Below are 25583 nucleotides of genomic sequence, written 5' to 3'. Positions count from 1 at the left end.
TCACGGCCCTTACTTCTTGCCCGTGGCCTGGGCCAGGGCCTTCTGGATGCCCTTCAGCTGGCGGACCTGCCAGTCCTGGAACGAGGCACCCGCCGGGGTGAGGGTCTCGGTGACCGTGGCCACCGGGATGCCGGCCGCCTTGGCCTCCTTCACCTGGGCCCGCACGTCCGGGGTGGAGTTCTGGCTGTTGTAGACGTAGATCTTGATCTTCTTGTTCTTGATCTGCTGGTCGATGGCGGTTTTGTCCTTCGCCGTGGGGTCGGTGCCCTCGCTGATGGCGTCGAGGAAGGACTCGGGAGTGAGCGTCTTCAGGCCGAGGCCCTGGGCGAGTGGGGTGACGATGGACTCGGAGGCGCCGATGGGCGTGCCCGCGTAAGTGGACTTGATGCCGGACACCAGCCGGTTGTAGGGGGCCAGGGTGGTGGCCTCGAAGGCTTTCTTCCGCGCGTCGAAGTAGGCGGTGTCGGCCGGGGCGATCTTCTTGTAGTCGGCGGTGATCTTCTCGACCACCTTGTGGACGTCGGCCGGGGAGTACCAGCGGTGGGGGTTGCCGCCCGGCTTGACGCCGACCAGGTCACCGATCTTCAGCCCGGTGCGGTCGCTCCCCGGGTTGGCCGAGAGCAGCTTGTCGGCCCAGGAGTCGTACCCGATGCCGTTGACGATCGAGTAGCGGGCGGTGGCGACGGCGCGGCCGTCGGCCGCGGTCGGCTCGTAGTCGTGGGGGTCGGCGGCGGGGTTGTCGATGATGCTCTTGACGTGCACGTGGCTGCCGCCCAGTTGCTGGGCGATGCTGCCCCAGAAGTTCTCGGCCGCCACGACCTGGATCACCTTGCCGGAATCCCCTTTGCCGGAGGCGGAGCCATCGGCCGTGTCCGAGGACGCGGTGGAACAGGCGCTGGTGGCGGCGAGCACGGCTACGGCGGCGACGCCTCCGGCGAGGGCACGGGGGCGTATGCGGTGGGCTATGGCAGATCTCATGGCGTGAGCTCCTCAGAGGCGGAACGAACGCCACGAGACTAAGTGAAAATGATTTCCACAACCACTCGCAGCCCCTCAGAAATGAAAACCATTGCCAGAGTTTGACCCTGACGCCTCCCCGCATGCGGCGGCACCCCACACCCATCTCCCCTTCAGCTGCGGCGACTTGACAGGGCAGCCGCGAGCCAGAAAGTCTGCAAGCTCGCACATGACATTCATATTCATCTGGAGGTGATGCGCCGCCATGCGTATCGCGTTCGTCGGCAAGGGCGGGAGCGGCAAGACCACACTCTCCGCCCTGTTCGCCCAGCACCTGGCCCGCTCAAGCGCCCCCGTCGTCGCCATCGACGCCGACATCAACCAGCATCTGGGGACGGCCCTTGGGCTGGACGAGGACGAGGTGCGCGAGGTCGTCCCGCTCAGCACGCGCCTCGGCGAGATCAAGGAGTATCTGCGCGGCGACAACCCCCGTATCGCCTCCGCCGACGCCATGGTCAAGACCACTCCCCCGGGACGCGGCTCCCGCCTGCTGCGGCCGGTCGGCCCCGACCCGGTACACGCCCGTCACGTCCGGGACATCGACGGAGTCCGGCTGATGACCACCGGTGTGTTCGCCGAAGAGGACCTCGGTGTCGCGTGCTACCACTCCAAGCTCGGCGCCGTCGAGCTCTATCTGAACCACCTCGTGGACGGCCCCGGCGAGTACGTCGTGGTCGACATGACCGCCGGCGCCGACTCCTTCGCCTCCGGGCTCTTCACCCGGTTCGACATGACCTTCCTGGTGGCCGAACCCACCCGCAAGGGTGTGTCCGTCTACCGCCAGTACAAGGACCACGCCGCCGAGTTCGGCGTGCCACTCGCCGTGGTCGGCAACAAGGTGACCAGCGAGGACGACCGGCTCTTCCTCAAAGAACACGTCGGCGGCGACCTGCTGGCCTGCTTCGGCCACTCCGACTGGGTCCGCGCCCGCGAACAGGGCCGTCACACCGGAGACCTGGAACCCGAACACCGCCTGGCGCTGGAGGAACTGCGCACCGCCGTGGACCTCCGCACCAAGGACTGGGAGAAATTCCAGCGGCAGGCGATCGAGTTCCATCTGCGCAACGCCCGCGCCTGGGCCGACCGGGCCACCGGACAGGACCTGAGCACCCAGGTCGACCCCGGCTTCCAGCACGGACCGGCAGCCTTGTCCGAGCCGCTCACCGCCGTCACCACGGTATCGAACTGAACACCGCGCCCGGCCATCCGCAAGTCGACTGATTGGACACCGCACCGCCATGTCGCTGAACGTCGCACCGGAGCTCCTCGCCCAGGCCGAACAGGGCGAGATCCAGGAACAGGACTTCGTCGCCACCGTCCGTGCGTCACTGCCGTACGCCTATGACCTCATCGCCGGTCTGGCGGACAAGCTCCGCGAGGGTGACTCCGATTTCACCGACAACCAGACCCCGCCTCCGTCGGAGGCCGAACGCGGGCAGCTGCTGCGGGCGCTGGCCAGCGACGCCATCCGCGGCAGCCTGGAACGTCACTTCGGCATCACTCTGGCCTTCATGAACTGCCACCGGGTGGCGGCGTTCCGGCCCGGCACCGAAGAGGGCCGCAGCTACGCGAAGTTCGTCTCCACGCGTTCCCAGATCCTCAACCAGTCCCCCGAATTCCGCGACTGCTGAGAATCACCACAAGCCCATCGACACACCTCAGCCCCAGGCCACCAGCCTGGGGCTGACGCGTGGCTGCGCCTTCAGCCACGCCCCCAGGTGGCCACCACATCGTTGTAGGGGTCCTTCGGCTCGGTGACGCGCCGGACGGCGGTGGCGTCCAGCGCCGGGGCGGCACCGTCCGTACCGACCTCGCCGGTGGGGTGCCAGGTTCCGGTGACGGTCACCCACGCGTCGGCGGGCGGCGCCGCGGCCGCGTGTACCCGCACCTTGCGCACCGTCGCGTCGGCGGCGCAGCAGCTGATGGCCAGGCGACTGACGTACCAAGTGCCGTGGCGGCCGGGGGTGACGAATCCGGTGAGGCGGACGGTGCGGCCCTTCAGGGTGCCACTGGTGTCCCAGACCGCACGGGAAGTGAAGTCGTTCAGCGACATCTCGACGGCCTGGCCGGCCGGCAGGGCGGGGAAGAGACTGCTGCCTGATGCGGAGGGCTTCGGGGCGGTGGGGGCCTTCGCGTCGTCGCGGGCGGCGGTGTACGAGCCGAGGGCGGGCGGCGCCAGGAACAAAATGGTCAGGGCCGGTACGTACAGCAGCCAGGCGACCCGCGGACCGCCCGCATGTCCGTGGCCGTGCTCGTGATCGTGGTGCGTGCGGGGGCGGTTGAAAGGGAAGCCGTCGCGGGCGGCGCTGACCGCGCCGAGCACGATGAGCAGCACACCGGATGCGATGAGCGCGGGCTGAAGTCCGGGGCGGACGTAGCGCAGATACAGATCGCTCAGCAGGGAGATGTGCAGCAGACCGACGCCGAGGAACAGGAGCAGCAGTACCTGGATGTTGCGCTTCACAGCAGCCACCACCCCACCAGGGCGCTGCACAGCATCGCCGTGACCCAGGTGGCCGACGAGAAGCGCAGCGCGAAGGCGCGCCCGAAGGTGCCCGATTGCAGGGCGATCAGTTTCAGGTCGACCATCGGGCCGACGACCATGAAGGCGAGCCGGGCGGTGGGCGAGAAGCCGGTGAGCGAGGCGGCGACGAACGCGTCGGCCTCGGAACAGACCGCGAGGAGCACCGCGAGCAGCCCGAGCAGGGCCACTGACAGCCACGGGGAGTCGGAGAAGAGCCGCAGCACGGAGTGCGGCACCGCGACGTTGAAGGTGGCCGCGGCCGCCGCGCCGACCACGAGGAAGCCCCCGGCGTGCAGGAAGTCATGCTGGAGGGAGACCCGGAACTCCTCCGCACGGCCGGCACCAGGGGTGTGCCCGGTGGGCCCCTTCGGCAGGCGCAGCCACTCCTCGCGGCCCGCCCGGAGCCACAGCCAGCCCATGGCGACGGAGGTGAGCAGCGAGGCGATGAGGCGGGCAGCGACCATCCCGGGGTTGCCGGGGAAGGCCACATAGGTCGCGACCAGCACGATCGGGTTGATGGCCGGGGCCGACAGCAGGAACGCCAGTGCCGCCGCAGGGGTCACCCCGCGCCGCATCAGGCTGCCGGCCACCGGCACCGAGGCGCACTCGCAGCCCGGCAGAACCGCCCCGGCCGCGCCCGCCACCGGCACCGCGAGTGCCGGGTTGCTCGGCAGCAGCCGGGTGAAGACCCGGGCCGGGACGAACGCGCTGATGGCGGCCGACACCAGGGTGCCCAGCAGCAGAAACGGCACGCCCTGGATGACGATCGCGGTGAACACCGTCCGCCACGCCGCCACCGCACGGTGGTCGAGCGCGGCGGTGACATCCGGCCCCCACATGAGGGCGGCACCGCCGAGCACCACCACCGGAACGCCCGCGATCAGCGAGTGCGAGGCGACTCGGACCGCCGTGCCCAGCCCATCGACTCGGTCGGGTCCGTCATGGCGCGGCGGCGACGCCCGGTCGCCGTCGCCGCGTTCGCGCAGCGGCGGCGCTATGTCGACATCGCTGTCCATCACGTCTCCCCCACAGGGTCCTTCGCCACGGCGGTCTGCGGAGCTCACCTTAGCGGCGACGGATGAGCGGCCCACGCGTCATTCAAACATGAGCCATCATTCATATGGACATGGCTTTCATTTTCATCTACGATTCAGGTATCCGCTTTCAGCCGAGCGCCAGTGAGGTGATCCGCCGTGAGCAGTCGGACGACCCGGCAGCGAACCGCCGTCCTGCGCGTCCTCACCGGCTGTCAGGACTTCGTCTCCGCGCAGGAACTGCACGCGCTGCTGGCCGCCACCGACGTCCCGATCGGGCTGACCACGGTCTACCGGGCCCTGCGGGACCTGGAAGCGGCCGGCGGTCTCGATGTCGTACGCGACGACACCGGCGAACGGCTGTACCGCCCGCGGCCCGCCGACGGGCATCGCCACTACCTGATCTGCCGCTGCTGCGGCCGCAGTCGGCCGGTGGACTCCGAGGTGGTGGAGCGGTGGGCCGACCGCATCGGCACGGACACCGGCTTCGCGGCGGTGGAGCACACCGTCGAACTCACCGGCATCTGCGCCGACTGCCAACCCGTCACCGATGGAGGAGAACCATCGCCATGCCGCTGGGAGCCCGCCCAGGGCCGAGTCCGCAGTTGCGCGAGCTGAGGCGGACCATACGGCGCCTACTCGGACTCGATGACGACACCGCTGTAGTGGTCCGGCAACTCGCCTGCACCGAGCCCGGCTGCCCGCCCTTGGAGACGGTCATCGCCGTCCTTCCCATGAACGGCCGGGCCCGCCGCTGGACCCTGCACACCACCGCCGAAGAGATCACCGAGGACGACTTGCGAGCCGCCCTGCTCGCCCCGCCACCCGAAGGAGCCTGAATGACCGCGCAACCACCCGACGAACCCCGCGACGAGCGCACCCCCGTCACCGTACTGACCGGCTTCCTCGGCTCCGGCAAGACGACCCTGCTCAATCGCATCCTCACCGAACAGCACGGCCTGCGGGTCGCCGTCATCGAGAACGAGTTCGGCGAGGTCGGCGTTGACGACGCCCTCGTCCTCGACGCCAAAGAAGAGATCTTCGAGATGAACAATGGCTGCATCTGCTGCACCGTTCGCGGAGATCTGATCCGCATCCTGGGTGCCCTGATGCGGCGGCGCGAGACCTTCGACCACATCCTGATCGAAACCACCGGCCTCGCCGACCCGGCCCCCGTCGCGCAGACCTTCTTCATGGACGACGAGATCGCCGCCCAGCTCCGGCTGGACGCCATCGTCACCCTCGTCGACGCCGCGCACGTCCTCCAGCACCTGGACGAGGTCAAGCCCGAAGGAGTGGAGAACGAGGCCGTCGAGCAGATCGCCTTCGCCGACCGGATCGTCCTCAACAAGATCGACCTGGTGGACGAGACGACCATCGCCGAGGTCACCGCACGCATCCGCGCCATCAACAGCGGCGTGCAGATCATCCCCGCCCAGCACGCCGCGGTCGACCTCCCCCGGGTGCTGGACGTCGGCGCCTTCGACCTCGAGCGCGTCCTCGCCGACGACCCGGCCTTCCTCACCGAGACCGAGCACCAGCACGACACCACCGTCACTTCGGTCGGCATCGACCTGACCGGCGAACTCGACGAAAAACGTCTCAACCGGTGGCTGGGCACCCTGCTGCGGACCAAAGGCGTCGACATCTTCCGCTCCAAGGGCATCCTCGCCCTCGCCGGGGCGCCCAGGCAGTACGTCTTCCAGGGGGTACACATGCTGCTGGACGGTGAGTTCGGCCGCGACTGGCGCGAGGGAGAGGAGCGCCGTAACCGGCTGGTCTTCATCGGCCGCAACCTCGACCGGGACGCACTGGAGCGCGGCTTCGCCGACTGTCTGGCCACCGCCGGAGCCGCCGCATGAGCATCACCGCTCCCGACGCCGGCCTCGCCACCGCCTGGGACACCACCGTCGACGACGCGCCCGTCGCCCTCAGCGCACGCCACGGCCTGCTCGCCGTCGCCGGCGCCTCGGGCATGGTCTGGGTCCTGGACGCCGCCACCGGGGCGGGCATCGACACCTTCGAACTGCCCGGCGGGGCACTGAGCGTGGCCCTGGCCCCGGACGCCCGGCACGCGGCCGCCACGGGACCGACCGGCTACGCCCTGTGGCGCAGGGAGGACAGCCGTACAACGGTCCGCGACACCGGAGCCTGGTCGTCGGCCGCTGTATGGGCGAACCACGAACGGGTCGCGATCGCCTCCGGTCGCCGCGCGCATGTCCTCACCCCGGACGGCGATGAACGGTGGGCGACCGAGCCCGCTGCCAGCACCGTCACCGACCTCGCCTGGCTGCGCCAGGGACGCCGACTGGCCATCGCCGCCTACGGGGCTGTGCGCTGCCACGAGCGGCACACCCCCAAACCAGTGGCGACCTACCCCTACATCGGCTCGCACCTCGCGCTCGCCGTCGCCCCCACCGGGCGGTGGATATGCAGCGGCAACCAAGACGCCTCCATCCACATCTGGCGCACCCGCGACGCGAGCGAACTCACCATGTCCGGCTACCCGGGAAAGGTCTCCCGCCTCGCCTTCGACGACACCGGCTTCTGGCTCGCCGCCGACGGCGCACCCGACGTGACCGTCTGGGACTTCTCCGGCAAGGGCCCCGCCGGCACGGCCCCCCGCTCCTTGCGCTGCCACCAGAACGTCACCGCACTGGCCTGGCGGCCCGGCGGGGACGGCCATCTCGCCAGCGGCGGCCACGATGGAACGGTCGCGGTGTGGCCCGCCACCGCCGGTCGGCCCGGATCCCGGCTCTCGCCCGCCCGCACCCTGGATGGCGACGCGGCGGTCGCATCACTGGCCTGGGCCGGGCCGGAACTACTCGTAGCGGCATACCGGGACGGCAGCGTACGGGCCCACCAGTTGCCCTCCGGGACCACTCTGTGAGCCCCCGCACGGCGACGATCGGCGCCGCCCGCGACCGGCCGTGCACCCTGGTCGTCTGCCGTGGCTGCTGCTGTGGCAACCCTCGCAAGCACCCCGGCACCGACCACCAATGGCAGCTCGACCGGCTGCGCGCCGCGGCCGCCGACTCGGGCGGTCGCCTCGCCGTCCGTACAACGGACTGCCTCGGCCCGTGCGACCAGGCCAACGTCATCGTGGTGCAGCCTTCCGCCGCCGGACGCCGGGGCGGCGGCCACGCGACGTGGATCGGCTGGGCCAAGGACGACGACTGCACCGACGACATCCTCGGCTGGGCCGCCGCGGGCGGCCCGGGTCTGGCCGAACCACCGGCCACACTCGAGTTGCAGTTCATCCGCCCACCGGGCGAAGCCCGGAAGCGGGCACGCGGCCGCGGACGCGGCCGTGCACGCCGATGAGGTCATGGGCGGCCGCGATGCCCTCGCTGCCGTCCGCCTCGACGACGCCACAGCAGCATCCGTCGCCACCACGCTCCAGGCCCTGGCCACGCCCTCCCGGCTGCTGATCCTCACCACGCTGCAGCAGTCACCGCACTCCGTCACCCAACTCGCGGCCGAGGTCGGTATGGAGCAGTCCGCCGTCTCCCATCAACTCCGTCTCCTGCGCACCCTCGGCCTGATCACCGGCCGCCGTGACGGCCGTCGCATCGTCTACCGCCTCTACGACGATCACGTCGCCCAACTCCTCGACCAGGCCGTCCACCACATCGAACACCTCGGCGTCCACGATCCGCACTGACCCCGGCCAGGGGTGGCGTCGGTGACGACCCCCTGGCCGGGCGCGGCGGCTACCGGGAGCCGTACGGAAGCAGGGCCATCTCGCGGGCGTTCTTGATGGCACGGGCTATCTGTCGCTGCTGCTGTCGCGTCACATGGGTCACCCGGGGGCTGCGGATCTTGCCGCGGTCGGAGATGAACTTCCGCAGCAGATCGGTGTTCTTGTAGTCGACATACGTGATGCCGGCGGCGTCGAGCGGATTGACGCGTGGGCGCTTGGCGCCCCGCCGGTCGGAGGTGGCGCGGCGGGCCATGAGTGGATCCTTTCGGGACGGGGTGATTCGGTCAGGCGACCGGGTCGAGCAGTTCGTCGAAAGCGCGCGACAGCGCTTTCCAGCCGTCCGGGCCCGCCGCGTACTCGGCGTCGGTGAGGAGGCACGAGTCGAGCAGAGCGAGGAGGCCGTCGCGGTCGAGTTCGGGTGAGGTGAAGGTGAGGTGCTGGCAGCGGTCGCCGTGTTCGGGGTGCCAGTCGAGGGAGGCGGCGACGCGGCGCTCGGCGGGCACCATCTCCCAGGCGGCGTCGGGCAGCGCGGCCAGCCACGGTCCGGCCGACTCCACGCACAGCGCGCCGCCCGCGGCGTCCCACGACAGCAGCGTGTCGCCCCGGTCCGCCAGCCAGAAGCGGCCCCGGCTGCGGGCGGCGGCGCAGCTCAGATCTTCCAGCGCATCGTAGAGCCGCCCCGGGTGGAAGGGGCGCCTCCGGCGCCAGACGAGGGTGCTCACGCCGTGCTCGTCGCTCTCCTGGGGCAGGAGCGCGCAGGCCGGGTGCTGACGGGCGGCCGCGGCCTCCACGTCGAATCCGGTCAGCAGGGCGGGCCCCAGGGCACCTTCGTCGAGAGGTACCTGTCGTGCGCCGGGCGTGAGCTGGGCGAGCAGGGCGTGGTCCCCGTCGTCGGGGAGCTCGTCGACCGATGTGCCCTCCACGGCGGCGATCACGGTCGGGTATTCGAGTTGCCGGGCGAAGGTGTCGGCGATGGTGCGCTGGTCGGTCGGGGCGGCGGCAAGACCGACGTCCGCCAGATCGTCGCCGTTCGCCAGATACGGCAACACCAGCGCCGGGTCGATCGCGGTGGCCACTCCGGTCAACCGCAGAGGCGCGTCCTCGTCGGCGATGACCGCGGCCATGGCCTGGGGCTCGACCGAGTCCCACAGCTCCACGACGGCCAGCCGGTGGTCGCCGCCCGCGGCCAGGCGCAGCAGTTCGGGGACCATGTCCTCACGGAGCGCGCAGCACGCGCAGTCGTTCACCAGCGGCGCCTCGCCGCTGTCGAGCGGGCCGGTGGCGTCCCGGACGGTGCGGCGCACGGCACGGTCGGTGGCGGCCGACAGGTCGTGGTGCAGGGCGACGGAGCCGGGGACCGTTCGCAGGATCTCCTCGACGGCAGCGCGGCGGGCGTCGGCGTGCAATCCGCCCACGATCGCGACGGGCAGCCGGGCCTCATCCCTGTTCACCGGCTCCTCCGCCCTCCGTAGCGCCGCTCGAAGCGCTCCACGCGACCTGCGGTGTCCACGATCCGCTGGGTGCCGGTGTAGAAGGGGTGGCTCGCCGAGGAGGTCTCGACATCGATGACCGGGTAGGTGTTGCCGTCCTCCCACTCGACCGTCTTGTCGCTGGTGACCGTGGAACGGGTGAGGAAGGCGAAGTCTGCGGACCGGTCGCGGAAGACGACCGATCGGTAAGTGGGGTGGATGCCGGGCTTCATGGCGGTCAGCGCTCCTCTCGGAAGTCGACGTGGCGGCCGACGACCGGGTCGTACTTGCGCAGAGTCATCCGGTCGGGGTCGTTCCGCCGGTTCTTGCGGGTGACGTAGGTGTAGCCGGTGCCCGCGGTGGACCTCAGCTTGATGATCGGGCGTAGCTCGTTGCGTGCCATGAGCCACAGCATACATAAACTTGGTTTTCATTTTCATCAAGCTGCTACTGTGCCACCCGCACCACCCCCTGGACACCTGGAGAGGAACCATGTCCGCCCACTGCCAACTCACCGGCCGGCAGCCCGGCTTCGGCCAGAAGATCTCCCATTCCCACCGCCGGACCAAGCGCCGGTTCGACCCCAACATCCAACGCAAGCGCTACTGGCTGCCGAGCGAGGGCCGCCACGTCCGGCTCACCCTCAGCACCAAGGGCATCAAGACCGTCGATGTGATCGGCATCGAGGCCGCCGTGACCCGCATCCGCGCCAAGGGAGGAAAGGTCTGATGGCGAAGAAGAGCAAGATCGCCAAGAACGAGCAGCGGCGTGCGATCGTCGCCCGCTACGCCGAGCGCCGCGCCGAGCTGAAGGGGATCATCGCCGACCCCCGCACCCCGGATGAGGAACGCCTCGCCGCCCAGGGGGAACTGCGGCGCCAGCCGCGCGACGCCAGCGCCACCCGCGTACGCAACCGCGACTCCGTCGACGGCCGCCCCCGCGGCCATCTGCGCGCCTTCGGCCTCTCCCGGATCCGGCTGCGCCAGATGGCGCACGCGGGCGAGCTTCCCGGCGTGACCAAGAGCAGCTGGTAGCCCCCGCCGGGGCGCTTGACGCGGGCGGACGCCATATGCCGCACTCCGGCCCACAGCGTCCGCACCGCGACCCCCGTCGCGCCGGCGTTCGCCCATATTTCAGCGGTCTCTCCGGCAGCAAATTTGACAATGATTATCGTGTGCTAAGTTCAAAGGCAGGTAAATTCCCAGCTCGCCGCCCTCAGGAAGACTCCTGTGAACCTGCCCAAGACCCTGCCCCTCGCCGCGATATCCGTGGCTTCCTCGCTTCTGCTCACCGGCTGTTTCTCCTCCGGTGCACCATCCGCCTCCGAGGGCAAGCGCATCCGCGTCGCGATGATGCAGCCGCCGCGATCCGCCCTGTCCCCGCTCAGCGACGACGCCTTCAAACTGTCGCGCTGGAGCACCGCCGAAACCCTGGTCACCCTCGACAAGGACGGCGACGCGCAACCGGCCCTCGCCACGAAGTGGCGGCGGACCGGCGACAAGACGTGGAACTTCACCATCCGCCAGGGCGTGGAATTCCACGACGGGTCAGCGCTCACCGCCCAGGCCGTCGTACGGTCCCTGAACGCCGCCACCCGGGCCGCGCCCAAGCCGCGCATCCTGGACGGGGTCGACATGAAGGTGAAGGCGAGCGGTGGCAGCACCGTCGCCGTCACCACCGCCGAGGCGGACCCGCTCGTCCCACAGCGGCTGTCCTCCCCGCAGCTGTCGATCCTCGCCGCCAAGGCGTACCGGGGAAAGACCGTCAGCCCGGTCGGCGCCGGGACCGGCGCCTTCGTCCTGAAGAAGGTGAACGGCACCACTTCGGCCACCCTCGACCGCAACGCGGACTACTGGGGCGGCAAGGCCAAGGCCGCCGGCATCGACGTCACCTTCGTGCCCGACGGAGCCGCACGCGCCGCCGCTCTGCGCAGCGGCGATGCCGACATCGTCGAGGCCGTACCCGTCTCCCAGGCGGCGCTGCTGGACGAGGGCCAGATCAGCGAGGTCCCCATGCCCCGGACCAACACCCTCTATCTCAACACCGAGCACGGCCCCTTCGCCGACCCGGCGCTGCGCGCCGCCGCACGCCGGGCCATTGACGCCAAGGCGCTGGTCAAGGGCGTCTATGAGAACCGCGCCGATGTCGCGCGGGGGCTGCTGGGTCCGGCGCTGCCCTGGGCGGCCAAGGAGCGGGACGGCCGTACCAAGACGGCCAAGGCCGGTGACCCGGGTGGCCGGTCCATCACCATCGGCACCTTCACCGATCGCGCTGAGCTGCCCGAGGTCGCCACCGTGCTGCAGCAGCAGCTGCGGGACGCGGGCTTCAAGGTGAAGCTGGAGGTGCGCGAGTACGCCAACATCGAATCCGACGCGCTCAAGGGGAAGTTCGACGCCTTCATCCTCTCCCGGGCGACCGTGCTGGACTCCGGTGACCCGGCCGCATACCTGCACAGCGACTTCGCCGGCGACGGCTCCTTCAACATCTCCCAGCTCAACGACGAAACGGTCGACGGCGCGGTACGAAAGGCCGAGGCCACCGCGGCCGGCGATGCCCGGCGTGCGGCGATCCTGAAGGCCGAGACCGCGATTCTCAACACCGACGCCGCGATCCCCATGCTGCACGAGCGGGTCATCCAGGGAGACGCCACCGACGTCGTGGGCTCCGCCAAGGACCCGCGCGAGCGTGAACTCGTCACCAACGAGACGTACGTCAAGTGAGCGCCGCCCTACGGGCCGGCCTGACCCGGGCGGGAGCCCTGGCCGCCGTCACCGCCGCCGTCGGACTGCTGCCGTGGCTGTCCGGCCGGGACCCGGCCCTCACCGTGCTGCGCGCCCGGTCCGCTGAACAGGAGCCGACACGCGAGGCGCTGGCGGCCGTACGGCGGGATCTCGGGCTGGACGCCGGAGCCCTGGGCTTGCTCGGCGACTGGGCGGGCGCGCTGGTACGCGGAGACCTCGGACAGTCCTGGGTCTCCGGCACCGATGTACTGCCGTCGGTACTCTCCGGGCTCGGCGTCTCCCTCTCGCTGATGGGCGCGTCGCTGATGGTGGCGCTGCTGGTCGCCGCCGCGGTGTGTGCTCCGGCGCTGGTGCGAGGCGCGCGGGGCACGGTGCGCGGGGGCGGTGGCGCGATGGCCGCGATGCTGGCAGCCGTGCCCGAATTCCTGCTGGCGACGGTGCTGTTGATCGTGCTCGGGGTGTGGTGTGGCTGGCTGCCGACCTCCGGCTGGCAGGGACCCGTGAACATGGTGCTGCCCGCCCTCGCCATGGGCGTCCCGGCGGGAGGCATCGTCGGCAGGCTCATCGACGACGCGCTGCCCGCCGCCTTCGGTGAGCGGTGGGCAGGACTGTGGCGGGCCTCGGGGATCACAGGAGGCCGGATCGCCTGCGCGGCACTGCGCCGGGCCATGCCCGCGCTGGTGCCGCAGCTCGGCCTGGTAGTGGTCGGCCTCACGGGTGGCGCCGTCGCCGTCGAGACCGTCTTCGCCGTGCCGGGCCTTGGGCGCACCGCCCTCGGCGCTGCCAAGTCCCAGGACCTGCCGCTGCTGCAGGGCACCGTGCTCGCCCTGCTCACGCTCGGGCTGGCTGCCGGCGCAGTGGCACATCTCGTACGTGGCCGGCTGCTCGGACCGGGGCTGAAGGACGCGGCGCTGGCCCTGCCCGCGCCCGTTGTCGCCGAGCCGACACGGCTGCGCCGGGCGATGCCGGTGCTGTTGGCAGCGCTCCTGACGGCCGCCATCGGCTGGGGGCTGCTCGGTGATCCGTACCGTCTGGACACGGATGGGCGCCTGGCCGTGCCGTCCTTCGCCCACCCGCTCGGCACGGACGCACTGGGCCGCGACGTCTTGGCCCGGCTGGGACACGGCGCCGCCGCTACGGTCGGCGTGGCCATCGCCGTGTGCGTGGTCTCTTATCTCTTTGCCCTGGCCTTCGGCTTCCTGCCGAACGTCTCGACCGGCGCCGCCGACATCGCCAACGCCCTGCCCCCGGTCGTCGTCGGAATCCTCGTCGCCGCCGTCCTCGGCCCCGGCACGGCGGGAGCATCGCTTGCCGTCGCCCTCGTCTCCTGGCCCCCTCTGGCCGCACATGCGGCAGCGCTGGTGACGGAGACGCGCGCAGCGGCCTATCTGACCGCGCAACGGGCCATCGGCGCACGGCCGTTGTGGATCCTCACCCGGCACATACTTCCCGCAGTCGCCGGTCCTGTCGCCCGCCACGCGGTACTGCGGCTCCCCGGAATCGCGCTGGCCCTGGCCTCGCTCGGTTTCCTGGGGCTCGGCGCCCAGCCCCCCGCTCCCGAATGGGGCCTCATGCTCGACGAATCACGGCTGTACGTCGAGCGGGCCCCATGGGCCGCCCTCGCGCCGGCACTCGCACTCGCCCTGCTGGCCGGGCTTGCGGTCTCCCTGTCGACCGCGGGCCTGCGCACGCGCCACAACACCGGCCCGTGAGGTCTCCGCTCACCCCGCATACATGTCCGATTCCTCCGCACCGAAGGTGACCGCCCATGCCCGAACCGCTCCTCGCAGTGCGCGATCTTCACGTGACCCTGAGAGGCGGGGGCCACGCCGTACCCGCCGTGCGGGGGTTGTCGTTCGAAGTGCACCAACGCGAAGTCGTCGCGCTCGTCGGGGAGTCGGGAGCGGGGAAGTCCCTGACCGCGCGGGCGGTCCTCGGGATGCCACCGCACGGGGCCCGCGTCACCGGCAGCGTACGGCTGCGCGGGCGCGAGCTGATGGGAGAGTCGTACGCGGGCGTGTGGGGCCGCCGGATGGCGTTCGTGCCGCAGGACGCGCTGACCGTGCTCAGCCCGGTCCACACGGTCGGCGACCAGATCACCGCGGCCGTGCGGTCCGTCGCGAAGACCTCCCGCCAGGAGGCCCGCTCTCGCGCCGTGGCAGCTTTGGACCGCGTGGGCATCGCGGACGCCGCGCGGCGGGCGCGGGCGTATCCGCACGAGTTCTCCGGCGGCATGCGTCAGCGAGCGGTGATCGCCATGGCGATGGTGAACGAGCCGGAGCTGGTCATCGCCGACGAGCCGACGACCGCACTGGACCCGGCAATCGAGGCCCAGGTGCTGGAGGCCCTGGCGGCGGCCCGCGAAGCGACCGGCGCGGCACTGGTGCTGATCACACATGACCTGCGGATCGTCGCGCGGCACGCAGACCGGGTCGTGGTCATGTACGCGGGGCGGGCCGTGGAATCGGGCCCGGTGGAGCCGGTGTTCCGCGCACCCCGAGCGCCGTACACCGCGGGCCTGATCGCCTCACTGCCGCCCGCCGAGGTGGACGCGGTGGACCGGTGGCTGCCGTCGATCGACGGTGCGCCGCCGTCGCCGACGCACCTTCCACGTGGCTGCGCCTTCGCACCGCGCTGCCCGCTGGCCCGGCAGAACTGCGAGGACGAGGAGCCCGCGCTGGCCCCCGCCGGGGAGCCGGGACAGCTGGCCGCCTGCCACCGCTCGACGGAGCTTCCCGTGCCGGCGACCGGACTCTTCTCACGGAAGGCGACAGCATGAGCGACCCGCTGCTGAAGGTGACGGACCTTGTCGTCCGCTACGGCCGCCACACCGCCGTCGACCGGGTCTCCTTCGAGATCCACGCGGGGGAAACACTCGCGCTGATCGGCCCATCGGGCTGCGGAAAATCCTCCACCGCCCTGGCCACGCTCGCCCTGCGCCGCCCGGCCGGCGGGAGCGTACGCTTCGAGGGGCACGAGCTCACCGGCCTGCGGGAGCGCGAGCTGCGCCCGCTGCGGCCCCGGTTCCAGCCGGTCTTCCAGGACCCCTACGGCTCGCTCAGCCCCCGGCTGCGGATCCGCGACGCGATCGCCGAACCCCTGCGCGCACAACGGAGGCCACCGGCAACCGGCCAGGTCGAGACGCTGATGGAGACCGTCGGCCTCGACACCTCGCTGGGCGACCGCCTGCCACACGAACTGTCCGGCGGGCAATGCCAGCGCGTCGGAATCGCCCGGGCGCTGGCCGGTGAGCCCCGGTTGCTGGTGCTGGACGAGCCGGTGTCGGCACTCGACCCGTCGGTGCGCGCGGGCGTGCTGAACCTGCTCACCGCCCTCCAGGAGGACCGGGGCCTGGCGTACCTGTTCATCTGCCATGACCTCGCGCTCGTACGCCACTTCGCCCACCGTGTCGCCGTCATGCGGCAGGGCCGGATCGTCGATACCCGGCCTGCCCGCGAGCTGAGCCTCACCGCACTCGACAGCGGTCCTGCGTAGCCCCCGTCGTGGGCCGGGTTCCCCCCTCCTACCGGTCAGCCTTCCGGGTCCTGCGCCGCGGCGCCGAGCAACGGATCGGGCAGGCAAGCCCAGTGCTCGGCGCCGAGGGCCAGTTCACGGTCGTCGAGCACGGCGGCGTCCAGTGCGGCCCGCAGCCGGTCCTCGTCCAGTTCAGCGCCGGTGAGCAGAATCTCGTTGCGGCGCTCGCCGTAGTAGTCGTCCCAATACCACGAGGCCAGCGTCCGGCGCTGGGGCGAGGCGGCGCGCCAGCCTTCCGTATCGCCGTCCTCCAGCCAGCGTCCGGCCTCTCGCAGTTCGAGGTGGCGACCGGCCGAGCGCCAGGAGATGACCGTGCCCGGGTGGGTGGCCATCCACACGTGCCCTCGGCTGCGCACCACCGCAGGCATGACCTGGGGCAGGCTCTCCGCCAGCCGCTCAGGATGCAGCGGGCGCCGGGACCGCCACAGCACCGAGGCCACGCCGTGATCGATGCCGCGACGGCGCACGACAGAAGCGACGGGGTCGAGCCGGTCGGCCAGTCCGCCCGCGGCCCACGTGGAATCGGACCGCGTCAGAGTCGTCAGTGGAGCGCTGTCACGGTCTCCCGCGTCGAGGAGGATCTCCGCGGACGGGTTGAGATGGGCGAGCAGGGCGCGGGAGCCTTCAAGGCGGCTGCCGTCCTCCCCCCGGCCGTCCCGCACGACCATCATGTGGGCGGCCTCCACCAACCGGGCGGCGGCCTCGGCGACCGTGAGGGGCACGGCCTGCGGACGGTCGCCGAAAACGTGGGCGGAGCGGTGCACGCAGCGCAGGTCGCTCAGCAGCCGACCGGGGTCGACACCGGCGGCGAGGGGTGCGAGGTCGTAGTGGTCGGACAGCGGGGTCCTGCCCAGCGGGGTCCGCCACAGCTCGGCCAGAAACGACACGGCGTCGACGTTGTCGGGGAGCGCGAGCACGACATGCGGGGATGTGGCGGTGCGGGCGATGGTGTCCAGGTCCTGACGGATAATCACCGCAGGGTCGCCTGTGGCCGCTTGAGACAGCGAGGCGGGCTGCTGTTCGTCACCGCCCGCGACGAGGCGCTGCACGAAGGGGTACCGCCCCGCCCCGCCACCGTGGACCGAGACCGAGAGCACCAGCGCGTCGGGCGAGGCGAGCCGCAGCAGGTCCAGGACGCGGCCCCGGGATTCCGGGGTGTTGCCGGACACCAGACCCAGCAAGCCGCGGCCCCTCACTCCGGCCCCCGCCCGAGGGCGGTGACGAGCCCATAAGCGCTCCTGCGCACCCGCAACATCACCAACGGCATTTTTCCTCCTGACCGACGGCCTCACAGCACCCAGCAAAACGCTACATGAAAACGGCACCCATTTTCATGTATGGTGCGGGGCAACGTCGAGCGACACTGAGCAGGAAAGGACCCGTACGTCATGGCCGTGCCCAAGCGGAAGATGTCCCGGAGCAACACCCGCCACCGCCGCGCGCAGTGGAAGGCAAGCGCGCCGGAGCTGGTGACGATCACCATCGACGGCCTCGAACACCAGGTGCCACGACGGCTCGTCCCCGCCTACCGGCGCGGTCTGCTGCGCCCCGAGGGCTGACCGCGCCATGGCCGACCAGCTTCCGGTGACGGTCTTGTCGGGTTTCCTGGGATCCGGCAAGACCACCCTCCTCAATCACCTCCTCAACAACCGCGACGGGCTGCGGGTCGCCGTCATCGTCAACGACATGAGCGAGGTGAACATCGACGCCGCACTCGTCCGCGACGGCGACGCGGCTCTCTCCCGCACCGAAGAACGCCTCGTCGAGATGACGAACGGCTGCATCTGCTGCACCCTGCGCGACGACCTGCTGGAGGAGGTGGACCGGCTCGCGAAAGAGGGACGGTTCGACTACCTCCTCATCGAGTCCAGCGGCATCTCCGAGCCCATGCCCGTCGCCGCCACCTTCACCTTCCCCCGCGACGACGGCGCAACGCTGGACGAGGTCGCACGGCTCGACACCATGGTCACGGTCGTCGACGCCGCGAACTTCCTCCCGGAGCTGACCGGCGGCGACGAGCTGGTCGCGCGGGGACTCGACCAGTACGAGGACGACGAACGCACCGTCAGCGACCTCCTCATGGACCAGGTCGAGTTCGCCGACGTCATCGTCCTCAACAAACTCGACCTGGTCACCCCCGACACAGCCGAACGGCTGGCGGCCACGCTGTCCCGGCTCAACCCGGCCGCCCATCTCGTACCCGCAACCCACGGCCGGGTCTCCCCCACGGACGTGCTCGGCACCGGCCGCTTCGACCTCGAACGCGCCCAGGAAGCTCCCGGCTGGGTGCGGGAACTCAACGGCGACCATGTGCCGGAGACCGAGGAATACGGCATCTCCAGCACCCTCTTCCGGGCCACCCGGCCCTTCCATCCCACCCGGCTGTGGGACTTCGTCGCCACGGACCTGGACACCGGGGCCTACGGCAGCGTCCTGCGCTCCAAGGGCTTCTTCTGGCTGGCCACCCGCCCGCGGGTGACCGGACTGTGGTCACAGGCAGGCGCCGTCGCCCGGTTCGAACCCTCCGGAGCACGCGAGGGCCACAGCGAGGCCGGTGAAGCCGCCGAGCGCGGCCAGGAACTCGTCTTCATCGGCACCGGACTGCGCCCCACCGCCCTGCACCACGCCCTGTCCGCATGCCTACTCACCGACGATGAGCACGCACTGGGCGCCCGGGGCTGGTCGGCCTGGGACGACCCCTTCCCCGCCTGGGAGACCTACGGCCTCGACGAGACGTGTGACCACGAGCACGGTCCACACGAGACCGAACCCCTACCGGTGCACTGAAGTACAGCACACTCGGCGCACTCCGAGCGGTGCCACGTGCGGGGTCGGGCCGGGTCCAGTTCACCCCTCGCACTGATCCACCACCGCTTTCCACCGAGGAGCCGATGATGAACGACCCTTACGAACGGTCGGCCGAGTACATCGACATCATGATCGCCGATGCATGGGATGCCTTCGACCCCTCACTGGCCGAGGCGCTCGGAGGTGTCGATGCCGTCGAGGGGACGATTGTCGATCTGGGTGCCGGTTCGGGGAGGGGCGTCCGCGCCGTGTGCGCCGCTCTCCCCGATGACTCCCCGGTCCTGGCCGTCGAACCCTCCCCGGCCCTGCGGGCGGTCCTGCTCGCCCGGGTCCACGAGGACGCGCGGCTACGCCGACGCGTCACCGTGGACTCGGGCGACGCCCTGAACACCCCGCTCCCCGACCGCATCCGCGCCTTGCTGGCGATGAACATGATTGGCCACCTTCCGCCGGGCCAGCGGCAGGAGTTGTGGGCAAGGGTCGCCCCACGCCTGGCCCCCGGGGGCCGCGTGATCCTCAACCTCGCCCCGCCGACCGCCCCCTGAAGGGTGTCAATATTCCGATCAGGCTGCTGAGCTGGGCGTTTCCTGCGGATGGTGAGGTGGTAGGGGTGGCCTGGTGTGGTGCTCGTTGAGCACTCCACCAAGTACCTGTCGGCGCCTGACCGCGGCAGCAGGCAGGGGGATGACGTTCGGGTCGTCGTCGGGCGCTCGTAGGTCGAGGCCGCGGTGGGCCCGTCTTGCGTTGTAGTGTTCGGCGTACTGGTCGAGGACCGTGCGCAGGTGACGTTCGCCGGTGATGAGGAGTCGGTCGGTGCATTCGGCGCGGGCTGTGCGTATCCATCGTTCGGCGAACGTGTTGGACCGGGGGCTTTGCGGCGGGGTCGGGATGACGGCTGTGCCGTTGCCGGCGAAGACAGCATCGAACGCAGCAGTGAACTTGCTGTCCCGGTCCCGGATGAGGAACCGGAAGCACCCAGCCCTCTCCTCGAGATCCATGAGCAGATTGCGGGCGAGCTGGGTGACCCATACGCCTGTAGGGCGCGCGGTGACACCCAGGACATGGACGCGCCGGGTGGCGATCTCCATGACGAAGAAGACATAGAGACGTTTAAGGAAAACGGTCTCCACGTGCATGAAGTCGCAGGCAAGCAGCGTGTGGGCCTGGGCGCGGAGGAAGGAGCGCCAGGTCTGCTGGGAGGCGCGCTGCGGTGCGGGCGGCAGACCGGAGCGGCGCAGAACGCGCCGGATCGTGGCGGCGGCAACCCTATGGCCAAGCCGTCGCAGTTCACCCTGAATCCTGACGTAGCCCCAGGTCGAATTCTCTCTCGCCAGGCGCTGGATGAGCGCGACTGTCTCTTCCGGCAACGGCGGACGACCGGATCCGACCGCCGTCTGGCGCCACTTCCAGCGCACCAGACGACGGTGCCAGGTCAGCAGTGTGCCCGGGGTAACCAGCCGATGGCGACGTAAGACGGGTGGCAGATGCCGTGCGAGAGCGGAGAGCACGGCACGATCAGCCCATGACAGCCGCGGCCGCCCGATCTGCCGGCGAAGCACAGCGACCTCATGACGAAGGCCAAGGATCTCGGCGTTGTTCGCGGCGGCCGACCCGCCCAGCAACAGGAAGCAGCCCAGCAGGCGGCAGAAGATCAGGTACAGCAGTCGCAGACCCACGATCACTGATCATGCCCACACTTGGGCGAGCGCAAAGCCCCAAGTCAACCACCGTACGGCAATAAAGACACCCTTCAGCCAGAGGCCACCTCGGCACCGCGCTCATCTAGTGCCCGGTGCCCTACTAGGACCTTGCTCGGTTGGCACACTTTTTGTTCTAGTGAGATCTCCACGGGCTGTCTCGCTACGGCGCTACAGAGCCGGATACGGCGCTCACACTCTGGGAGTGCCCTATCTGCCGACGGACGCCAAGGGGCTTTGCCGTGCCTTGACGCAGGCCGTCCATAGCGACCAGGACACCCGCGCGCGAGCTGCCTGCGGAAACCGGCCCGGAGGGATCACCAGTGGTTCACCCCACCCCTGTCGCATGGGGAGCACGATGCCGTGCTCCCACCCGGAAAGGGGGTCGGGAGCCGACAAGGGGTTCTTATGCCTCTCGATGCAGAGAGCATCCGGATCGATGGGGTGACCTCAGGGGCCTACGGTTGACGACAGCGTACAGGGGCGCGGTACGGCACTGTAGGTCTACCGGATCGGGTGACGATTGAATCGGACACCGTTGACCTGTTTGCGAGTTGGGAGCACGAGGGCTCCCAGAGGGCTCCCCATCGCTCCCAGCCCAGACACGACAAAGGCCGCTTCCGCTACCCGCGGAAACGGCCTCCGACCTGCGAAAACGCTGGTCGGGACGACAGGATTTGAACCTGCGACCCCTTGACCCCCAGTCAAGTGCGCTACCAAACTGCGCCACGTCCCGGTGCTTGTCCGGCTTGGGTTTTCCCCTTGCCGGGCGCGCATGAAGAACAATACCGCACCTCAGGGGGTGCTCGCCTCCACCCCTGGGCGGGGGCTCGGGGCGGCCCGGGGTTACGGGGTGTTCTCGGGGGGTGGCGGGGTGTCGCCGAGGAGGTAGCGGGCGCCGGGGCCGTGGGTGGAGGCGGTGTCGGAGGGGTTGTAGAGGGCGCATTTGCGCAGGGAGAGGCAGCCGCAGCCGATGCAGCCGGTGAGCTTTGCCTTCAGGCGTTCCAGGTCGGCGATGCGCTGGTCGATGCGGTGGGTCCAGGTGCGGGCGACGGCGTTCCACTGGGTGGCCGTGGGGGCGCGGTCGGCGGGGAGGCGGGCGAGGGCCGCGGCGGCCTCGTCGAGGGTGAGGCCGACGTGCTGGGCGGCCCGGATGAAGGCGACGCGGCGGAGGGTGGCTCGGGGGTAACGGCGCTGGCGGCCGACGGTGCGTTCGGAGTGGATCAGGCCGAGTTCCTCGTAGTAGCGCAGGGCCGAGGTGGCGAGGCCGCTGCGGGCGGCCAGCTCGCCGATGGTGAGGCGATCGGAGGACGAGGTCATGGACGGTGAGCCTAGCCCTTGACTTCAAGTCGCCTTGAAGTTGCAGGCTCTCCGTATGACCTCGACCTTCACCGACCTTCCGAGGCTGATGAGCCTGATGACCGGCGACGAGAAGCACGGGCCCGCCGCCACCTCCACGCTCGACGCGCTCTGGGTGCTGTACGACCGCGTGCTGCGCGTCTCGCCGGAGAGCGTGGACGATCCGGGGCGGGACCGGTTTCTGCTGTCCAAGGGGCACGGGCCCATGGCGTACTACGCCGTGCTCGCGGCCAAGGGGTTCTTCGCCGACTCGCTGCTGCCGGGGTTCGGCTCGTACGACTCGCCGCTCGGCCACCATCCGGACCGGGTGCTGGTGCCGGGGGCCGAGATCAGCAGTGGTTCGCTCGGGCACGGGCTGCCGCTGGGGGTGGGGACGGCGCTGGGGCTGCGGGCGCAGGGACTCGACGGGGGCGGCGGGCCCGCGGTGTGGGTGCTGATCGGCGACGCCGAGCTGGACGAGGGGAGCAACCACGAGGCGATCGCGTACGCGGGCGCCGCCGGGCTGGAGCGGCTGCACACGCTCGTCGTCGACAACGCCTCCGCCACCTACGGCCGCCCCGGCGGCATCGCCGCCCGGTTCGAGGCCGCGGGCTGGTCCACGGCGACGGTCGACGGGCGGGACCACGACGCACTGTACGACGCCTTCACCGCACCGCATCCGGGGCGGCCGCGCGCCGTCGTCGCCCGGGTCGAGGGCAAGGAGGGGTGAGGTCTGTTCGGTTCCGTATCTTTCGGCCCAATTGTTTTTAAGGGGATTCTTTCGTGGACACCATGCGTGAGCGCTTCGCCTCCACCGCCTCCCGTCTCCTCGACGACGACCCCCGGCTGGCGGTCGTCCTGGCGGAGATCGGCAAGGACGGGTTCGCCGACGCCGGGCGCACCCACCCCGACCGGGTGATCAACGTCGGCATTCGGGAGCAGCTGCTCGTCGGCGTGGGCGGTGGACTGGCGCTGACCGGGATGCGACCGATCGTGCACACCTTCGCCAGCTTTCTGGTCGAGCGGGCCTTCGAGCAGGTGAAGCTGGACTTCGGGCATCAGGGGGTGGGCGGGGTGCTGGTGAGCGCGGCGGGGTCGTACGACTGGCCCGCGGGCGGCTTCACCCATATGGCGCCCGGTGACGTCGCCCTGATGGACACCCTCGACGGCTGGACGGTGCACGTCCCCGGCCACCCCGACGAGGCCGAGGCGCTGCTGCGGGACGCGGCCGCGGCCGGGGACGACTCGGTGTACGTACGGCTGTCGGCGCACGCCAACGCGGCGCCGCGGGACGTCGCCCCCGGGCGGTTCCTGACCGTGCGGGAGGGGCGCGACGGGGTGGTGGTCGCGGTCGGGCCGATGCTCGACGGCGTGCTCGCGGCCGTCGAGGGGCTGGACGTGACCGTGCTGTACGCCACCACCGTGCGCCCCTTCGACGGGGCGCGCGCTACGGGCCGCCACCGGCGCGGCCGCCGCCGGTACGGACGGCGCCCGTACGGACGTCGTACTCGTCGAGCCGTACCTCGCGGGCACGTCGACGGCGGCCGCGAACGACGCCCTCGCCGACGTTCCGCACCGGGTGCTCGGGCTCGGCATCGCCCGGCGTGAGCTGCGGCGCTACGGGACGATGGAGGAGCATCTGGCGGGGCAGGGGCTCGATCCGGGGTCGTTGCGTGAGAGCATCGCCCGTTTCCTGGACGGGCGGCGGTAGCCGGCGGCCTCAGAGGTGTTTGTCGAGCCAGTCCAGGAGGTCCTGCTGTACCTCGTCGCGGTTGGTCTCGTTGAGGATCTCGTGCCGGGCGCCCTGGTAGCCCTTCCAGGTCAGCTCCCGGGTGCCGCCGTAGCGGAAGTCCTCCAGGAGTTCGTAGACCAGGGTCATCCGCTGGTTGCAGGGGTCCTCGGTGCCGACCGCAAGGTGGACCGGGAGCGCGTCCGGGACGCGGGCCTGGTGGCGCGGGTCGTTGACCTTGCGGACGGCGCGCAGCCAGTCCAGCGAGAGTCCGGCGCTGAAGGGGAAGCCGCAGTGGTCGTCGGCGGCGTAGGCGGCGACCTCGGCCCGGTCCCGGGAGAGCCATTCGAAGCCCGTCCCGAACTCGTACGGGTCGTTGAACGAGGCGAAGAGCGTGGGGACGAAGGTGGACAGGGCGGTACGGCCGCGGTCCGCGATCTCCCGCTCGATCTCCGCCATCGCGTCCTCGATCTCCGCGCCCGGCAGTGAGCGGAAGGTGCCGGAGAGGATGAGCCCGGCCAGTTCCCCGCCGTACTCCTGGGCGCAGTCGCGGGCCAGCATGGAGCCCATGCTGTGGCCGAGCAGGATCAGCGGCAGTCCGGGGTGGTCGGCGCGGGCGCGGTCGCCGATGGCGCGCAGGTCCGCGACGATGGCCCGCCAGCCGTCGCCCGCCTCGCCGACGACCCCGAGGCCGCCGGTGGACTCGGCGGTCGCCCCGTGGCCGCGGTGGTCGGAGGCGACGACCGCGTAGCCGTGGCCCGCCAGGAAGCGGGCGAACCGGTCGTAGCGCCGGGCGTGTTCGGCGGCGCCGTGGGCGATCTGGACGATCGCTCGCGCGGGGATCGACTCCGGCTGCCAGGTGTACGTCGCGACGCGCACGCCGTCCGGGGCGGTCAGGTGGTCCGTGCGGTGGGTGATGCCGCCAGCTGGCATGCGTATCCGTCTCCTGGGCCGTGGGGATGGCGCCCTCGTGGCGAGGGCGGAATCCCACTCTCCCCTCGCCGGGCCGCCAAGCCAAGGCCAGGGACGGGGGTTGTCGGCGGTACGGGCGGGCGGCCGTCGCCGGTACGGGCCGGTGTTGACGCGGCGCCGACAAGGTGCTGACGGGGTGTTGACCGGGAGCACGGGCGGTGTGTAACGATCAAGCGCTTTCCGTACCACCCGCAACTCCTGAACCGTGCAATTCCCTGTACCAGGAGGATCGTTGGCTACATACGAAGCACCTGACGAGGCGTCCGACGAGACCCCGTCCCCCTTCTCCCGACGGCGCTTTCTCCAGGCGGCCGCCGTGAGCACCGCCGTCGCCGCCGGAACCGCCGCGCTGCCCGCCGAGGCGGTGGCCCAGGCCGCGGCCCGGGCGGAGGCGCGGCGGGTCTCGCTCTCCTTCACGGCGGCCACCAACGGCGCCGCGTCCCTCTCCCCCTCCGGCGACCGGCTGATCGCCGAGGTCCAGAACGTGCTGTGGTCCGTTCCCCGCAAGGGCGGCGACGCGGTCGCGCTCACCCCGCCCGATCTGGAGCCCACCCGTCCGGTCCACTCCCCCGACGGGAAGCTGCTGGCCGTGTGCGCGTACCGGGGCGGCGGCTTCCATATCTGGACGCTGCGCCCCGACGGTTCCGGTCTGCGGCAGCGCACGGACGGGCCGTGGGACGACCGCGGCCCCGCCTGGTCGCCCGACGGCACCCGGATCGCCTTCGCCTCCGAGCGCGGCGGCGATCCGGTGGCGGGCAGCCCGTACCGGGTGTGGGTCCTGGACCTGGCCAGTGGCGAGCTGACCCGGCTGACCGGGCTCCCCGGCCAGGACGGGCCGCTCCAGGGCGGCGCCTGGGAGGACTTCGACCCCACCTGGTCCCCGGACGGCAAGCGCGTGCTGTTCGTGCGCGGCGTGCCCGGCGCCACCGCGCTGGACGCCCGTACGGTGGCCTCCGTACGCGCGGACGGCACCGGGGCGGTGACCGTCGTGCTCCCACGCGACCACGGGCGCCCAGG

General features: G+C 70.9%; 29 protein-coding genes, 1 tRNA gene and 2 pseudogenes. 20 read left to right on the top strand and 12 right to left on the bottom strand.

The genetic code is table 11. The features are described 5' to 3' along the window. Nucleotides 1–9: 9 nt before the first annotated feature. Nucleotides 10–978, bottom strand: coding sequence for a metal ABC transporter solute-binding protein, Zn/Mn family (locus SSOG_RS36260; protein ID WP_009719242.1), 969 nt, complete (start codon nucleotides 976–978; stop codon nucleotides 10–12). Nucleotides 979–1222: 244 nt separating this feature from the next. Here SSOG_RS36260 and SSOG_RS36255 point away from each other — a divergent pair, with 244 nt between their 5' ends. Both SSOG_RS36255 and SSOG_RS36250 read left to right on the top strand, forming a co-directional pair. Then, nucleotides 1223–2206, top strand: a complete 984-nt coding sequence (locus SSOG_RS36255; protein WP_009719241.1) for an ATP-binding protein — start codon at nucleotides 1223–1225, stop codon at nucleotides 2204–2206. 49 nt (nucleotides 2207–2255) lie between these two features. Next, nucleotides 2256–2648, top strand: coding sequence for an SCO5389 family protein (locus tag SSOG_RS36250; protein ID WP_009719240.1), 393 nt, complete (start codon nucleotides 2256–2258; stop codon nucleotides 2646–2648). Nucleotides 2649–2719: 71 nt separating this feature from the next. Here the strand turns inward: SSOG_RS36250 and SSOG_RS36245 are convergent, their stop codons facing one another. Both SSOG_RS36245 and SSOG_RS36240 read right to left on the bottom strand, forming a co-directional pair. Next, nucleotides 2720–3481 carry a TIGR03943 family putative permease subunit gene (locus SSOG_RS36245; protein WP_039939504.1) on the bottom strand — a complete coding sequence of 254 codons (762 nt, stop codon included), beginning with the start codon at nucleotides 3479–3481 and terminating at the stop codon, nucleotides 2720–2722. After that, entirely contained in the window at nucleotides 3478–4557 is a 1080-nt protein-coding gene (locus SSOG_RS36240; protein ID WP_009719238.1) for a permease, read from the bottom strand. The genes SSOG_RS36245 and SSOG_RS36240 overlap by 4 nt, the downstream gene beginning before the upstream one ends. A gap of 177 nt (nucleotides 4558–4734) precedes the next feature. On the opposite strand from SSOG_RS36240, the gene SSOG_RS36235 reads away from it, so the two are divergent. Genes SSOG_RS36235 through SSOG_RS36210 form a run of 6 tightly spaced genes read left to right on the top strand, consistent with a single transcriptional unit; the run spans nucleotide 4735 to nucleotide 8239 of the window. Continuing rightward, nucleotides 4735–5193, top strand: a complete 459-nt coding sequence (locus SSOG_RS36235; RefSeq protein WP_039939502.1) for a Fur family transcriptional regulator — start codon at nucleotides 4735–4737, stop codon at nucleotides 5191–5193. Between the two features lie 47 nt (nucleotides 5194–5240). Then, on the top strand, nucleotides 5241–5414 hold the full coding sequence (locus SSOG_RS56615) for a hypothetical protein (protein WP_245606445.1): 174 nt from the start codon (nucleotides 5241–5243) through the stop codon (nucleotides 5412–5414). Further along, nucleotides 5415–6437, top strand: coding sequence for a CobW family GTP-binding protein (locus SSOG_RS36225; protein ID WP_009719235.1), 1023 nt, complete (start codon nucleotides 5415–5417; stop codon nucleotides 6435–6437). After that, entirely contained in the window at nucleotides 6434–7465 is a 1032-nt protein-coding gene (locus SSOG_RS36220) for a WD40 repeat domain-containing protein (RefSeq protein WP_039939497.1), read from the top strand. Before SSOG_RS36225 ends, SSOG_RS36220 begins: the two co-directional genes overlap by 4 nt. Then, nucleotides 7462–7899, top strand: a complete 438-nt coding sequence (locus SSOG_RS36215; protein ID WP_009719233.1) for a hypothetical protein — start codon at nucleotides 7462–7464, stop codon at nucleotides 7897–7899. The genes SSOG_RS36220 and SSOG_RS36215 overlap by 4 nt, the downstream gene beginning before the upstream one ends. Before the next feature lie 4 nt (nucleotides 7900–7903). Further along, on the top strand, nucleotides 7904–8239 hold the full coding sequence (locus SSOG_RS36210) for an ArsR/SmtB family transcription factor (RefSeq protein ID WP_039942253.1): 336 nt from the start codon (nucleotides 7904–7906) through the stop codon (nucleotides 8237–8239). Between the two features lie 49 nt (nucleotides 8240–8288). Here SSOG_RS36210 and rpsR read toward each other — a convergent pair whose 3' ends face one another. The 4 genes from rpsR to rpmG are packed head-to-tail and all read right to left on the bottom strand — an operon-like array spanning nucleotide 8289 to nucleotide 10150. Continuing rightward, complete coding sequence (rpsR, locus tag SSOG_RS36205; RefSeq protein WP_009719231.1) at nucleotides 8289–8531, bottom strand: 30S ribosomal protein S18; 243 nt, start codon at nucleotides 8529–8531, stop codon at nucleotides 8289–8291. Nucleotides 8532–8562: 31 nt separating this feature from the next. Next, nucleotides 8563–9729 carry a CobW family GTP-binding protein gene (locus SSOG_RS36200; RefSeq protein ID WP_039939496.1) on the bottom strand — a complete coding sequence of 389 codons (1167 nt, stop codon included), beginning with the start codon at nucleotides 9727–9729 and terminating at the stop codon, nucleotides 8563–8565. Next, on the bottom strand, nucleotides 9726–9980 hold the full coding sequence (locus SSOG_RS36195; protein ID WP_009719229.1) for a type B 50S ribosomal protein L31: 255 nt from the start codon (nucleotides 9978–9980) through the stop codon (nucleotides 9726–9728). The genes SSOG_RS36200 and SSOG_RS36195 overlap by 4 nt, the downstream gene beginning before the upstream one ends. A 5-nt stretch (nucleotides 9981–9985) precedes the next feature. Beyond that, nucleotides 9986–10150, bottom strand: coding sequence for a 50S ribosomal protein L33 (gene rpmG / locus SSOG_RS36190; protein ID WP_009719228.1), 165 nt, complete (start codon nucleotides 10148–10150; stop codon nucleotides 9986–9988). A gap of 89 nt (nucleotides 10151–10239) precedes the next feature. Between rpmG and rpmB the strand changes: the two genes are divergently transcribed. From rpmB to SSOG_RS36160, 6 genes are all read left to right on the top strand, one after another. Further along, nucleotides 10240–10476: a 50S ribosomal protein L28 gene (rpmB, locus tag SSOG_RS36185; protein ID WP_009719227.1), complete on the top strand. Its 237-nt coding sequence runs from the start codon at nucleotides 10240–10242 to the stop codon at nucleotides 10474–10476. After that, a complete protein-coding gene (gene rpsN, locus SSOG_RS36180; RefSeq protein ID WP_009719226.1) occupies nucleotides 10476–10781 on the top strand; it encodes a 30S ribosomal protein S14 in 306 nt (101 codons plus the stop codon). The genes rpmB and rpsN overlap by 1 nt, the downstream gene beginning before the upstream one ends. Nucleotides 10782–10976: 195 nt before the next feature. After that, nucleotides 10977–12467, top strand: a complete 1491-nt coding sequence (locus tag SSOG_RS36175) for an ABC transporter substrate-binding protein (RefSeq protein ID WP_009719225.1) — start codon at nucleotides 10977–10979, stop codon at nucleotides 12465–12467. Continuing rightward, a complete protein-coding gene (locus SSOG_RS36170; protein WP_009719224.1) occupies nucleotides 12464–14200 on the top strand; it encodes an ABC transporter permease subunit in 1737 nt (578 codons plus the stop codon). Before SSOG_RS36175 ends, SSOG_RS36170 begins: the two co-directional genes overlap by 4 nt. Before the next feature lie 56 nt (nucleotides 14201–14256). Beyond that, nucleotides 14257–15267 (top strand): ABC transporter ATP-binding protein, encoded by a 1011-nt coding sequence (locus tag SSOG_RS36165; RefSeq protein WP_009719223.1) that lies wholly within the window; start codon nucleotides 14257–14259, stop codon nucleotides 15265–15267. Beyond that, a complete protein-coding gene (locus SSOG_RS36160) occupies nucleotides 15264–15983 on the top strand; it encodes an ATP-binding cassette domain-containing protein (protein ID WP_009719222.1) in 720 nt (239 codons plus the stop codon). The genes SSOG_RS36165 and SSOG_RS36160 overlap by 4 nt, the downstream gene beginning before the upstream one ends. A gap of 35 nt (nucleotides 15984–16018) precedes the next feature. Here the strand turns inward: SSOG_RS36160 and SSOG_RS36155 are convergent, their stop codons facing one another. Continuing rightward, nucleotides 16019–17203, bottom strand: a complete 1185-nt coding sequence (locus tag SSOG_RS36155) for a GTP-binding protein (protein ID WP_009719221.1) — start codon at nucleotides 17201–17203, stop codon at nucleotides 16019–16021. 207 nt (nucleotides 17204–17410) lie between these two features. Here SSOG_RS36155 and rpmF point away from each other — a divergent pair, with 207 nt between their 5' ends. From rpmF to SSOG_RS36140, 3 genes are all read left to right on the top strand, one after another. Next, nucleotides 17411–17581, top strand: a complete 171-nt coding sequence (gene rpmF / locus SSOG_RS36150) for a 50S ribosomal protein L32 (protein WP_009719220.1) — start codon at nucleotides 17411–17413, stop codon at nucleotides 17579–17581. A gap of 7 nt (nucleotides 17582–17588) precedes the next feature. Then, on the top strand, nucleotides 17589–18809 hold the full coding sequence (locus SSOG_RS36145; RefSeq protein ID WP_009719219.1) for a GTP-binding protein: 1221 nt from the start codon (nucleotides 17589–17591) through the stop codon (nucleotides 18807–18809). Between the two features lie 104 nt (nucleotides 18810–18913). Then, complete coding sequence (locus SSOG_RS36140; protein ID WP_208867394.1) at nucleotides 18914–19375, top strand: class I SAM-dependent methyltransferase; 462 nt, start codon at nucleotides 18914–18916, stop codon at nucleotides 19373–19375. Nucleotides 19376–19393: 18 nt separating this feature from the next. Here the strand turns inward: SSOG_RS36140 and SSOG_RS36135 are convergent, their stop codons facing one another. The 3 genes from SSOG_RS36135 to soxR form a co-directional block, all read right to left on the bottom strand. Next, nucleotides 19394–20506, bottom strand: coding sequence for an integrase core domain-containing protein (locus SSOG_RS36135; RefSeq protein ID WP_039942249.1), 1113 nt, complete (start codon nucleotides 20504–20506; stop codon nucleotides 19394–19396). A 680-nt stretch (nucleotides 20507–21186) separates the two neighbouring features. Continuing rightward, a tRNA-Pro gene (locus tag SSOG_RS36130) sits at nucleotides 21187–21263 on the bottom strand. 110 nt (nucleotides 21264–21373) lie between these two features. Then, complete coding sequence (soxR, locus tag SSOG_RS36125; protein WP_009719216.1) at nucleotides 21374–21847, bottom strand: redox-sensitive transcriptional activator SoxR; 474 nt, start codon at nucleotides 21845–21847, stop codon at nucleotides 21374–21376. Between the two features lie 55 nt (nucleotides 21848–21902). Here soxR and SSOG_RS36120 point away from each other — a divergent pair, with 55 nt between their 5' ends. Together SSOG_RS36120 and SSOG_RS36115 are read left to right on the top strand one after the other, a co-directional pair. Continuing rightward, nucleotides 21903–22595 (top strand): thiamine pyrophosphate-dependent enzyme, encoded by a 693-nt coding sequence (locus SSOG_RS36120; protein WP_039939493.1) that lies wholly within the window; start codon nucleotides 21903–21905, stop codon nucleotides 22593–22595. Nucleotides 22596–22648: 53 nt separating this feature from the next. After that, nucleotides 22649–23576 (top strand): annotated as a pseudogene (locus tag SSOG_RS36115) (transketolase family protein). A gap of 9 nt (nucleotides 23577–23585) precedes the next feature. Here SSOG_RS36115 and SSOG_RS36110 read toward each other — a convergent pair. Further along, entirely contained in the window at nucleotides 23586–24527 is a 942-nt protein-coding gene (locus tag SSOG_RS36110) for an alpha/beta fold hydrolase (protein WP_009719213.1), read from the bottom strand. A 271-nt stretch (nucleotides 24528–24798) separates the two neighbouring features. On the opposite strand from SSOG_RS36110, the pseudogene SSOG_RS36105 reads away from it, so the two are divergent. Continuing rightward, a pseudogene (locus SSOG_RS36105) lies at nucleotides 24799–25583 on the top strand (PD40 domain-containing protein); the annotation flags it as partial.

Origin of the sequence: Streptomyces himastatinicus ATCC 53653 (assembly GCF_000158915.1) — a bacterium.
Lineage (GTDB): Bacteria > Actinomycetota > Actinomycetes > Streptomycetales > Streptomycetaceae > Streptomyces > Streptomyces himastatinicus.
Note: the sequence above shows the minus strand (reverse complement) of the source record. Positions and strands in the feature narration are given on the sequence as shown.